Here is a 12,849-nt window from a genome sequence, read left to right as displayed (position 1 = left end):
TATAGGTGCGACCTCGGGTAAGCCCAAAACAAGTTTAGCTTGCCTCTCGACCTTCTCTATATTATTGTATTGGTATGAATAATAATAAACATCAACACACAAAGAATATGAACACAGGAAATAGTAAAAACGTATTCATTATCGTATTAGTGGCAATTTTAAGTTCAGTTGTCACTTTATTGGGTTATAATGTAATAAACAGAAACAACGGGAGCAGTTCACTCTCCGATTTACCAGGGAACAGGATTTCCGAAGAAGTACGTGCTTATGCCGACTCTTTTGAACAAGACAAAAATGTAGTGCTCACCAATCTCACCACATCGGATGGATATCCCGATTTTACCGAAGCAGCTGCCAAGTCGGTCGATGGAGTAGTACACGTGAAAACAACAACAATTAGCCAGCAACAATACATCAATCCGTTTGATTTTTTCTTCGGGTTTGGCGACCGCATGCCTTCTCAACCACGTGAACAGGTAGGTTACGGTTCCGGAGTGATCATTTCCAAAGACGGATATATCATCACGAATAATCACGTAGTGGATAAAGCAAATGAGGTCTCCGTCACCCTGAATGACAACCGGGAATTCAAAGCTAAGGTAGTCGGTACAGACCGTATGAGTGATATCGCCTTACTGAAGATTGATGGGGATGATTTTCCTTATCTCACTTTCGGAAACTCTGACGCGTTAAAAGTAGGGGAATGGGTTTTGGCGGTAGGTAATCCGTTCAACCTCACCTCTACGGTCACCGCCGGGATTGTGAGCGCCAAGAACAGAGGTAATGTGATGGGAGGCGGATTAGGTATCCAATCCTTCATCCAAATAGATGCCGCGGTCAACCCCGGGAATAGTGGTGGTGCACTGGTCAATACACGCGGAGAGTTGGTAGGTATCAATACTGCCATTTATTCACAGACGGGTAATTTTGCAGGGTATGCTTTTGCCGTGCCTATTTCCATTGCCGGCAAAATAGCTGCAGACCTGAAGGAATACGGCACCGTACAGCGTGCACTGCTGGGAATCCAGGCTCCCAATATAGAGATCATCGGGCGTCAGGATCCCCAAAAAGCACGGGAACTGTCACAAATCAAAGGCGTACTGGTAGAAGATTTCAGCGACCGAAGCGCGGCCAAAGCAGCAGGTATCCAAAAGGGAGATGTGATCAACGCCATCAACAATGTACCTATCCGCAATTTCGCCGAACTACAAAGCCAGTTGAACAGATACCGTCCGGGGGACAAGATCAGCGTTACGGTCGACCGCAACGGCAACAGCCACTCATTCAATGTTGAACTGACGAACGACGAAGGCAGCACCGAAATAACACGCGGTACAAACGCCTTGAGCACTTTAGGTGCCACATTCAAACAAATACCGGATGAAAGGAAAAGGGCTTTAGGCATTTCAAGCGGTATCGAAGTAGAAAGTGTAAAAAGTAACGGACTTTTTAGAAAAGAAGGAATTAACAAAGGCTTCATCATTATGAGGATAAATAATACTCCGGTCAATAGCGAAAGTGACGTGGCTAATATTGTATCGGCTGCTAACAACAGTCAGGATAAAGTGCTGTTGATTGCAGGTTTTTATCCAAACGGAAGAACGCAATATATTGCCATCGATTTGACAAGCAGTCGATGATATCCGGTTAATAAAGGTTAATCTCAACTTTTTAAGTAACAAAAAAGTAGTGATTCGTGTTTTATAGCAAAGGAATTGGGTTTCATCCCAAATTCCTTTGTTATGGTTTATTGACAGGGCTTTTATTTCACTATCAGAAATATTTTGTACTTTTGCACCCCCAAATGATGAATCATAAGATAACTTAGAAGGATTAAGCATAAATGAGACAATTAAAGATTACAAAATCAATCACAAATCGGGAAAGTGCTTCTTTGGACAAATACCTCCAGGAAATCGGTCGTGAAGATCTGATCACTGTGGAGGAGGAGGTCGAGTTGGCACAAGCCATTAAAAGGGGTGATCGTCAGGCACTGGAAAAACTCACCAGGGCCAACCTCCGTTTTGTGGTATCGGTAGCGAAGCAATACCAGAACCAGGGATTGAGCTTACCTGACCTGATCAATGAGGGGAACCTGGGTCTGATAAAAGCTGCCGAGAAATTCGATGAAACCAGGGGGTTTAAATTTATCAGTTATGCCGTTTGGTGGATTCGTCAATCGATTCTGCAAGCTTTAGCCGAGCAGTCCAGAATTGTCAGATTACCGTTGAACCAGGTGGGATCACTCAATAAAATCAGCAAGGCTTTCCAGAAGTTTGAACAGGAAAATGAACGGAGGCCTTCTGCAGAAGAATTGGCTCAAGAACTGGATCTGTCTGTGGAAAAAGTGACGGATTCACTAAAAGTGTCAGGCCGCCATATCTCTATGGACGCTCCTTTTGTGGAAGGAGAAGACAATAGCTTGTTGGATGTCCTGGTGAACGATGACGCACCTGTTGCTGACCGTACACTAATTAATGAATCTCTCCAGAAGGAAATCGACAGGGCACTCTCTACACTAACCGAAAGAGAAAGCGATATAATTAAAATGTTTTTCGGTATAGGATGCCAGGAAATGACTCTTGAAGAGATCGGTGATAAATTCCAGTTGACGCGTGAACGTGTCCGCCAGATCAAAGAGAAAGCCATACGCAGACTCAGACAAGACTCCAGGAGCAAGTTATTAAAAACTTACCTTGGCTAATTTAGGCCTTTTTATCAGCGGAAAAAGTAAAAAATGGCTTAAAATGCCCTCATCATCATGTTTTTTGGTGATTTTTTACACAAAAATGGACATATGTAAAAATTAAGTTTTATATTTGTGATCCGAAGTAAGAATGAATATACTTCGATGAACATTATTTCAATGGAGATGTTATACATGAAAGCAATGAAAATTGCGCTGAGTGTATAATACACATGTTGATGAACGACGGAAATAATATCGAGTTATTGTAATAAAATGTTTAATTAGAATTTAAATTTATGAAAAAGTTTGGTTTACTTTTATTTTCTGCTCTTGTTGCTTTCAGCATAAGTGCACAAGAAGTACAAAACGTTTCTCACGGTACAGTGTATCTGAAAAACAAAGCAAGTGATAATTGGTATATTGGTCTTGGCGGTGGAACCAACCTCTACATGACTAAAGGCGAAAATGATGCCGATGCGAGCTTCGGTGATCGTCTGGGATGGATGGGACAACTTGAAATCGGACGCTGGAACTCTCCTAACTGGGGTGCTCGTGTGGTTATCGACGGCGGTAACATCAAACATGTTGCGAATGTACCTTTCGGTCCTGAACAGAATTGGTTAGGCGGTCATTTAGACCTGATGTACAACGTCACCAATGCATGGGGCAGCTATAATCCTGACAGGGTTTACAGCCTGGTTCCTTACCTTGGTATCGGTTACATGTACGGACTTGATGGAGACTGGAAAAAACCCAATCCTGACGGAGACATGTTCAAAGGTCAAAATCAGTCGTTGACTTACAACGTAGGTTTGATCAACAACTTCCAACTCACCAAGAGTGTTGCTCTTTTCCTTGAGCTGGGATGGAGAGTTATGCAGGAAAGTTTTGACGGAACTCGCACTGAAGGAGACTACGACTATGACAGCATGTTCACCGGTACTGCAGGTATCAAATTCGGTCTTGGCGGAAAACAAGATTTCACTCCTGCCGAGCTAATGGATTACAACCTGATCAACGACTTGAACAGCCAGATCAACAGACTGCGTGCTGAAAACGAAGAACTGAGACTGAGACCGGAATCTTGCCCGGAATGTCCTGAAGTTCAACCAACTGTTGTTGAAGAAGCTGTATACGTTCCTAACGTAGTGTTCTTCCGCATCAATTCCGCAAAGATCGACAGAGGTCAGCAAATCAGTGTTCACAATACTGCTGAATACATGAAAGCTAATCCGAATGCGAAAGTTAACATCGTAGCTTATGCCGACAGACAAACAGGTACTCCTGAATACAACTTTGCACTTTCTGAAAAACGTGCAAGAGCGGTTGCCGATGCGTTGACTAACGACCACGGAATCAGCAGCGATCGTATCTCTATCGACTGGAAGGGTGATACCGAACAGCCGTATGCAGAAAACGACTGGAACCGTGTTGCTATCTTCTTCGTTGAGTAAGATTAAGGCACAATAAATAGTATAAAAAAATCCCGGCCAATTGGTCGGGATTTTTTTATATGCCCAGTAAAAATCCACGAAGATTAAAAGCTATTATCTTATCTATTCTTTTATGTAAATACGTTTAACACGAGGAGACACAGAGGTAAGTATTTCATAGGGGATAGTACCGATACTCTCAGCCAACTCGATCACCGATAGATTTTCACCAAACAGAATAACCGTGTCACCTTCCTCTGCTTTAATGCCGGTCACATCCACCATGCAGAGATCCATGCAGACATTCCCTACAATAGGTGCATATTGCCCGTTAATCAGAACCTTTCCTTTACGGTTGCCGAATTGCCGATCCAATCCATCTGCATAACCAAAACGTATTGTGGCGATACGTGCATCCCGTTCCAGTTTTTCTTTTCTTCCGTAACCTATAGTCTCGTTAGAGGAGATATGTTTGATCTGTAGAATAGTCGTCTTCAGGGTACAGACATTTTTAAGACCCGGCAAACCGCTAGCACTGATACCATATAGTCCGATTCCAAGACGGGTCATATCCCATTTGGTATCAGAGAAACGTTCCATACCAGCCGAGTTGAGTATATGCTTATAGACGGGATAATTGAATGCTTGCTCTATTTCCTCTGCTGCCTTCCTGAATATCTCCATTTGCCGGTGAGTAAAATCATCAAAATGCCAGCTTTCGCTTGCAGATAAGTGTGAGAATACAGATATCACTTTCAATCCTTTTTGTTTTTTGAGCACGGATAACATATCAGGTATCTGTTCCGGAAGAAAACCCAACCGATGCATTCCGGTATCGATCTTCAAATGGATCGGATAATCTGTGATGCCTCTTCGTTCCGACTCCTTAATGAACGCCTCCAGAATACGGAAATTGTATACTTCTGGTTCCAAATCTGCGTTAAAGAGCTCTTCGAAACCGTTCACTTCAGGATTCAATACTATCAATGGCAATGAAATCCCTTCCTTCCTGAGTTGTATTCCTTCTTCGGCTACAGCCACTGCCAGGTAATCACAACGATGGTATTGAAGTGTTTTGGCAATCTCCACAGCACCCGCACCATATCCGTTCGCTTTTACCATGCATACCAGTTTTATATCTGATAACAAGCGGGATTTATAAAAATTGAAATTATGTACTACGGCATCCAGATCGACCTCCAGCAGAGTTTCGTGTATACGTTCCTCAATAAGAGCTCCAATCTGTTCAAAATGGTACCTACGTGCACCTTTCAGCAAAATCAACTCATGATCGAAATTTTTCCACTCTCCGGAAGAGATAAACTGATCTGTTGTCAAATAAAAAGATTTCTCCGGCGTTGAAAACAGATCCTGGTGAGTTGTGATATCCCGGCCTATGCCTATCACTCTTTCTACACCACTCTGTTCTATCATTCCTGCCACTTTTTTATAAAGGGATCCCGGAGGAATTCCCGCCTGAAGTATATCGGAAAGGATCAATGTTTTCTTTAAATGCCGGTCAACCTTACGCTGTTGTTGGAAATCAAGTGCAATTTTAATGGAATTGATATCAGAGTTATAGGTGTCATTTATAATAATGCAGTTTTCTTTTCCTTTCCGGACATCTAATCGCATAGCTACAGGTTCAAGAATAGCCATCCTGGAGGAGATACCTGTAGGTGAAATATGCAGGTAAAGTGCAACGGCAAGACAACTGATGGCATTCTCAATTGAAGCCTCATCGGTAAAAGGGATTGTGAAGGAGTCATCAAAATCCAGGAATGAATAGTTGATTACCGTCTTCTCCCCTTTCTTTTTCACCGCAGATATATACAAATGCGCATCCCTGCTTTTTCTGGACCAGGTAAAGGTTTTCTGGGAAAGCACCATCTGATCGACACACTCGGCAACCAGGTGGTTGTCCTCATCAAAAATAAACACATCGCAGTTGACAAAAAGTTCCAGTTTCTCCATGATCTTCTGCTGCAAGGAGACAAAATTTTCCTGATGCGCCTCCCCTATTTTTGTCAATACTCCAATAGTAGGCCGGATAACAGGCTCCAGTTTGCCCATCTCTTCCGGCTGCGATATACCCGCTTCAAAAATACCCAACTGCGAATCATCATCCAATTGCCAGACCGAGAGAGGCACACCAATCTGGGAATTATAACTCCTGGGTGAACGGACAATATTGTAATCTTTCTCCAGTATCTGGTAAAGCCATTCTTTTACAATAGTTTTCCCATTGCTACCGGTAATTCCAATGACAGGTATATTGAATCTCTTTCTGTGATAAGCTGCGATCTTCTGCAGTGCCGACAAACTGTTTTTCACTTTCAGGAAATTGGCATCTCCAAAATCCGCCCATTCCGGGAAAGTCTTAGATACTACAAAATTACGTACACCCTTTTCATACAGTTCACCTATAAAAATATGTGCATCATTATTTTTTGTTTCCAACGCAAAAAAAAGGGTCTCAGCCGGCAATGCCAATTTACGGCTGTCGGTAAGCAAAATCGATATTTTATCCGATCCCTCCTTATTGACCGGTACACCTAATATAGTCCCTATCTCTTGAATACTGTACTGCATAATTAATTACCAATTACCAATTTATCACCTTCCCACCTTCTTCACTTGGGCAGATCAATATCATCGCACGAAATCTCAGGATATCTCCGGCTAAAAGTCTCCAATTTCCTCAACGTATCCTTCACAAATGCCTCATGCTCTTTCGTTCCCGGATAAAGCGGTCGATGCTCCATTGCCCTCCTGATCTGCTCCCATTCTTTATTTATCCCGATTGTCTCACTCGAAAAGAATGTATTGCTGAAAAGCTGCCAGATATAATCAATGGCAAAGGACGAAGGATGTATCATATCTTCATCATAAAACCTGTAATCACGTAACTCATCTATCATTACTTCATAAGCAGGAAAATAACGCACGTTCTCCGGAAAAAGTTGTACTAAATTATCTATCGCCAGATGAAGTATCGATTTGCTAATCTGATTTTCATGCGCACCCTCTTTCCAGTGACGGACAGGACTCACAGTAAATAATAGTTTGATGTCCGGATGCATGGCTGTAAGCATTGAAATCAGCTTTTCCCACTCCTCCGTAATTTCTTCTACCGATAAACGGAACCTGTGGAACAGGCGGGCGGGTAATTTATGGCAGTTACCTGCAATTTCCCCGCTTTCCTTCCACTGATACACATAGGCCGAGCCAAAAGTAATCAGGAAAAGATTGGCCCGTTTGATCTGCAAAACAGCACTTTCAAACCGTTTCGAAATATTCCGCAGACAGGCCTCTTTGTCGGGGGCCGAAAATTGTCCATGATGCATCAAACTATGATATAACCCATTGTTGAATATAAGGTCAGCTTCCAAAAAAGGTTTTGCCGACAATAACCTTTGCATGGCTGTAGAAATGGAAAAAGGATTGTATAAAATACCAAAAGGATTTACATCCACCCGAAATTTAGATTGCTGAAGCTTCCTGCCTATATTTTCAGAAAAGCAGGAACCGAAAAGCATCATCCGGGAAGAGTGATTAATCTGTATATCCGAGACGGGAATATTTATGATTGTCCTAAAATCCATATATAAATCATTTTCATTACAAAAATAACAATAATGGAGCCATTTTACCCATTCAACAAGTGTATATTTTGTGAAACCGCACTATGATGATGTGATTATAGGAAGTTTGGAATTTTAAATCTGGGATCTATATAAAAAAGGAAAGGTTGTCTCACGACAACCAATCTTCATTGTTAACCTTAAATCTAATACCATGAAAAACACGTTGCAAATATAAGCGTTTTTGTGTTATAAAACATACTTTCTGAGCATAAAAATCCAACATTTCATATAATTTAACTAAGAAAGGATCGAACACCGAAGTTTTAAACAGATTTAAACGGAATATCTATCTATTTTTTATCTTCATCCCTCCTGTTCTTTATCCTTTATTTCACTTTTAATTTTTCATTCTTCGTTTAGTTTTTCATTCCACCTGGAGCACCAACCCTTTCAGATACTCTCCTTCCGGATGATAAATATTGATAGGATGATCGGCAGGCTGTGTAAGTTGATGCAAAATACGCACTTTCCTGCCCGATATGGCTGCAGCACTGAAAACCGCCAACCTGAACTGTTCGGCGGAGATTACCTGTGAACAAGAAAAAGTGAAAAGGAAACCACCTGGTGCAATTTTCTGCAATGCTTGCAGGTTCAACTTCTTATAACCCTGCAATGCGTTATTAATAGCCCCACGATGTTTCGCAAAGGCCGGAGGATCTAAAATAATAAGATCCTTTTCTCCACCGGAGAGTTGTCTCAGAAACTTAAATGCATCTTCAGGATAGGAACTGTGCCGCGGATCTTCCCCAAAATTGAGGGCTACATTCTGGTTGGTAATCGAAACCGCTTTCGCGGAACTGTCGACCGACATCACCGAAGCAGCACCTCCCCGCAGGGCATATACTGAAAAACCTCCCGTATAACAGAACATATTCAGCACATGGCGGCCTTTCGCATAATATTCCAATAGTGCGCGGTTTTCCCGTTGATCAACGAAAAAACCGGTCTTTTGCCCTTTCAGCCAATCGATACGGAAACGCAAACCGTTCTCCATGGCAATCTCATCGACATCCTCACCTCCCGACAGATAACTGTTTTCAGGAAAAATACCGGCTTTATAGGGAAGTGTTCCCTCCGATTTATAAAAGATATGTTTCACCATATCGGTGGGGAGTATCTGCTTTAATGCATTCGTCACAAGTTCCAGATCTCTGTGAATTCCCACCGAGTGTGCCTGTATCACCGCAGTATCTCCGTATATATCGACTATTAGACCCGGGAGACAATCACCCTCTCCATGTAGCAATCTGAAGATCGTATTATCAGGCCTGACAAGATTCAATGATGAGCGCATCCTATAGGCATTGGAAAGACTTTTTTTATAGAATGCTGCATCTATAGGCTCATCCACGAAAGACATAATGCGTACCGCAATACTGCCGATCTGGAAATGTCCCACTCCCAAAAAAGTACCATCGGCAGCCAACACCCGTACCGTCTCTCCTTCAACCAGGTCTTCAGGCTTTCGGGCGATGGCACCTGAAAAAACCCACGGGTGAAATCGCTGCAGCGACGCCTCCTTTCCGGAACGCAATACAATCTCTTTGTAAGAACTCATACTATTATTTTACTTTTTTGTTTCGGTGTATGAAACGTTTTAGACTAATAGTCGTTTCATTTCCCTGTTCGGGTTAAATGGTTATAAATGCGAAGGCAAGCCCAGGCATCAATCGCAGCATAGGATTGCTGGGCAGGGGTTAACGTTTCTGCTTCCCAGTTCGAAACACGTTGATTTTTGGATATTTTTTTACTGAAGAGGATAGCATAGATCTTTTGCAGGCTATTGTCCTCTATCCCGTATTGATCCACGAAACCTTGTAAGTCGATAAAATTCTCCGGCTTTCGTACGGAACGTTTCCTGATTGCAGCAAAATCGTCACGTAACGAAAGACCTATCTTTTTGATTCCCGGATCACTCATGATCGCCTCCAGTTCGTCGGGATAACCGATCTTATTCAAACGGAACAGGAAACACACCTCTTCCGTGGAGAGTTGCATTAGCGCTACTTTATTCACTTGTCCCCGTTTGAATGCAGGTTTGGTCTCCGTATCGAAACCGAGCGCACTCTGTGAAGAAAGAAAATTACATGCGTCCTGTACTTCCTCAACATGGTCAACAACCACTACATCTCCCCTAAAGGTCTCTAAAGGCAACTCCGCCACCTGCTCTTTTGAAATCGTCAACCCCACAATTCGTCCTCCGATAAATCCGCCTCATCATTCTCATTTTCCAGAGACAGACATTTCAACGTGTGCAGCGGACGCAGCACGTTCACCAATTTTTGCCCCCAATAGAGACGGAAATTCTCACTACATTGATATAGCGCATCATTCATCTGTCCAGTCAGACCAAACTGGTACACAGACACAAAATTCCTGATATCCTGATAAATATCTGCAATATTTTCCGAAATGAATGTAGATACGGGCGTATCACTATACTTCATATCCTCTACAAACACATCGAGATAAACATCTTCCTCCCCCATCACTTCCGACACCATGTTCGCTACGCGGGAATAATCTTCTTCACGTACAAAAGTGGCAGGAACTTCTTCCTCCGTAGATACTGTCCCGGGTAACAAAAGTGCTTTCACATACAAAAGGGGAAGCATTTTCAATAGCCTGTCCACCCACTCTTCGCGCGGGAGAGGCTCATTCTTTTCTAAAAAGACACATACCTCTACAGCAATCGTGACAAAATCGATCACACTTTTGTCGTATACGATCTTATCAATATCTGCTCTCTCCATACTTTCAATCCGTTTAGCAGCATACATCTTCTAATTCGTTCAGGATGTACACTTTTTTTTCAGGAGACAAAATTACACATTATTTTTGTAGAATATAGGATGCGGTTCGGCAATCTTCGTATGCAAGCATCCAAGATTGCCCTCACCTTTCACTATATTTCGATAATATTACACACGGTGATATCAAACAGAAGCCGGAATAACACAAAAAAAGTGGCAAAGATTTTGTGAATCCGTTTGAAAATAATATCTTTGCACTCGTAAAGGAGGAGGGAAGCAGGACACACCGCTTCCTTTTTTGTTCATAAAAATTAGAGTCAAGAGCCAAAAATCAAGATGTAAGACATATTAATCACATCCTTGCCTGTAAACTCGTGCTCATAGTACTCCCTTGCGGATAAATAATATGATCGAAAAGAAACTGATTGTCGATTTCACGGAACAATATCTGGACGGTTCGCCAAACTACTTGACGGATGTTTCGGTTAGTGCTGATAATACGATTACCGTGGAAATAGATAACGATCATGGGGTGGATATTGACGATTGTGTAACACTGAGCCGTTATCTGGAGTCGAAGCTCGACCGTGACACGGAAGATTTCGAGTTGACAGTTACATCTGCCGGGCTCTCTTCTCCCCTTAAAATATTGCGCCAATACAAAAAATATGAAGGCAAGGAAGTAGAAGTACTCTGCAGGAACGGCCAGAAAATTACAGGAACGTTGAAATCGTCTGACGATAACGGTTTTACCGTCTCTATTACAAAGAAAGTAAAGCCCGAAGGTGCCAAACGTAAAATTGAAGTGGAAGAAGATATCCGCTTTGCGTTTGATGAAGTAAAACATACAAAATATCTTATACGATTTAAATAATATATGGGTAAGAAGAAAGAAACCATCAGTCTCATCGATACATTTTCCGAATTCAACGAGCTGAAGAATATCGATAAAGCCACACTCATCAGCGTGCTTGAAGAATCGTTCCGCAATGTTATTTCCAAAAACAACGGTACGGATGAAAACTATGATATCATCATTAACCCAGACAAAGGCGACTTGGAAATATGGCGTAACAGGGTGGTTGTGGAAGACGATGAACTGGAGGATCCCAATTTAGAAATTAGCCTGTCGGAAGCCCGGAAGATCGACGAAGATTTTGAGGTGGGAGAAGAGGTTACTGACGAGGTATCACTCGATCATTTCGGCCGCCGCACCATCCTGAATCTCAGGCAGACGCTGGCATCCAAGATATTGGAACTGGAAAAGGACAACCTCTACAATAAGTATAAGGAAAAAGTAGGAGAAATTGTCTCGGGAGAGGTCTATCAGGTATGGAAAAAGGAATTGTTATTGCTCGACGATGAGCATAATGAATTAATCCTACCCAAGACGGAACAGATACCCAGCGATTTTTTCCGTAAAGGAGAACACGCCCGCGCCGTAGTAGCAAGGGTTGAGAACAAGAATAACAATCCCCGGATCATCCTTTCACGCACATCCCCCGTATTCCTTGAAAGATTGTTTGAACAGGAGATTCCGGAGATTGCGGACGGACTGATCACTATCAAAGGGATTGCCCGTATCCCGGGTGAACGTGCCAAAGTAGCTGTAGAGGCTTATGATGACCGCATCGACCCGGTAGGAGCCTGTGTGGGAATGAAAGGATTCCGCATTCACGGCATAGTGCGTGAATTACGAAATGAAAATATCGACGTCATCAATTATACCAACAACACCACCCTCTACATTCAACGGGCGTTGAGTCCCGCAAGGATCAACTCCATCACTGTAAGGGAGGAGGAGCGTCGTGCAGAAGTATTTCTCAATCCCGAGGAAGTTTCCCTCGCCATTGGGAAGGGAGGAGCCAATATCAAACTGGCGTCCATGCTCACCGGTTACAACATAGAGGTGTTCCGCGACATAGATGAGGTAGACGAAGAAGATATCTATCTTGATGAATTCCGTGACGAAATCGATGGTTGGGTCATTGACCAATTGAAAAAAATCGGCTGTTCTACGGCCAAGAACGTACTTGCGATGGGACGTGAAAGGCTAATCAGGGAGGCAGACCTGGAGGATAGTACAGTAGATGAGGTATTGGCCATCTTACGTTACGAATTTGAGGAAGAAGATGACGATACAGAAATAGATACAGACATGGATGTAGACATGGGTATAAATGCAGACGCAGATGTAGACGTAGATACAGACGCAGATGTAGATGTAGATATAGAGATGGGTACTGACGAGGAAAACAACCACTGATCTCAAATCCGGTCCCGGTTAAATAGTACAACATACTGTTCACAACATTAAAAGAGAGTAA

The 12,849-nt window shown here is 42.6% G+C and carries 10 protein-coding genes; 5 read left to right on the top strand and 5 right to left on the bottom strand.

The genetic code is table 11. The features are described 5' to 3' along the window. The first annotated feature begins 107 nt into the window (after positions 1–107). From U2P89_RS00530 to U2P89_RS00520, 3 genes are all read left to right on the top strand, one after another. Positions 108–1,640 carry a Do family serine endopeptidase gene (locus tag U2P89_RS00530; RefSeq protein ID WP_091905973.1) on the top strand — a complete coding sequence of 511 codons (1,533 nt, stop codon included), beginning with the start codon at positions 108–110 and terminating at the stop codon, positions 1,638–1,640. Positions 1,641–1,843: 203 nt separating this feature from the next. Then, positions 1,844–2,704 (top strand): sigma-70 family RNA polymerase sigma factor, encoded by an 861-nt coding sequence (locus U2P89_RS00525; RefSeq protein WP_019538504.1) that lies wholly within the window; start codon positions 1,844–1,846, stop codon positions 2,702–2,704. Positions 2,705–3,138: 434 nt separating this feature from the next. Continuing rightward, positions 3,139–4,143: an OmpA family protein gene (locus U2P89_RS00520; protein WP_313380195.1), complete on the top strand. Its 1,005-nt coding sequence runs from the start codon at positions 3,139–3,141 to the stop codon at positions 4,141–4,143. A 102-nt stretch (positions 4,144–4,245) separates the two neighbouring features. Here U2P89_RS00520 and U2P89_RS00515 read toward each other — a convergent pair whose 3' ends face one another. The 5 genes from U2P89_RS00515 to U2P89_RS00495 form a co-directional block, all read right to left on the bottom strand. Beyond that, on the bottom strand, positions 4,246–6,714 hold the full coding sequence (locus U2P89_RS00515; protein ID WP_076928723.1) for a bifunctional UDP-N-acetylmuramoyl-tripeptide:D-alanyl-D-alanine ligase/alanine racemase: 2,469 nt from the start codon (positions 6,712–6,714) through the stop codon (positions 4,246–4,248). A 41-nt stretch (positions 6,715–6,755) separates the two neighbouring features. Next, positions 6,756–7,727 carry a GSCFA domain-containing protein gene (locus U2P89_RS00510; protein ID WP_322190344.1) on the bottom strand — a complete coding sequence of 324 codons (972 nt, stop codon included), beginning with the start codon at positions 7,725–7,727 and terminating at the stop codon, positions 6,756–6,758. 406 nt (positions 7,728–8,133) lie between these two features. Then, on the bottom strand, positions 8,134–9,327 hold the full coding sequence (locus U2P89_RS00505) for a class I SAM-dependent rRNA methyltransferase (RefSeq protein ID WP_322190343.1): 1,194 nt from the start codon (positions 9,325–9,327) through the stop codon (positions 8,134–8,136). Positions 9,328–9,383: 56 nt separating this feature from the next. Continuing rightward, a complete protein-coding gene (locus tag U2P89_RS00500) occupies positions 9,384–9,959 on the bottom strand; it encodes a 3'-5' exonuclease (protein WP_322190342.1) in 576 nt (191 codons plus the stop codon). Further along, positions 9,950–10,522 (bottom strand): DUF5063 domain-containing protein, encoded by a 573-nt coding sequence (locus U2P89_RS00495; RefSeq protein ID WP_076932007.1) that lies wholly within the window; start codon positions 10,520–10,522, stop codon positions 9,950–9,952. Before U2P89_RS00495 ends, U2P89_RS00500 begins: the two co-directional genes overlap by 10 nt. Before the next feature lie 406 nt (positions 10,523–10,928). On the opposite strand from U2P89_RS00495, the gene rimP reads away from it, so the two are divergent. Further along, positions 10,929–11,396, top strand: coding sequence for a ribosome assembly cofactor RimP (gene rimP, locus U2P89_RS00490; protein WP_091905985.1), 468 nt, complete (start codon positions 10,929–10,931; stop codon positions 11,394–11,396). A gap of 3 nt (positions 11,397–11,399) precedes the next feature. Continuing rightward, complete coding sequence (nusA, locus tag U2P89_RS00485; protein WP_313380188.1) at positions 11,400–12,788, top strand: transcription termination factor NusA; 1,389 nt, start codon at positions 11,400–11,402, stop codon at positions 12,786–12,788. Positions 12,789–12,849: the final 61 nt, after the last annotated feature.

Origin of the sequence: Proteiniphilum sp. (assembly GCF_034331125.1) — a bacterium.
GTDB lineage: Bacteria > Bacteroidota > Bacteroidia > Bacteroidales > Dysgonomonadaceae > Proteiniphilum > Proteiniphilum saccharofermentans.
The sequence above is the reverse complement of the archived record's forward strand: the minus strand, read 5'-3'. Positions and strand labels throughout refer to the sequence as shown.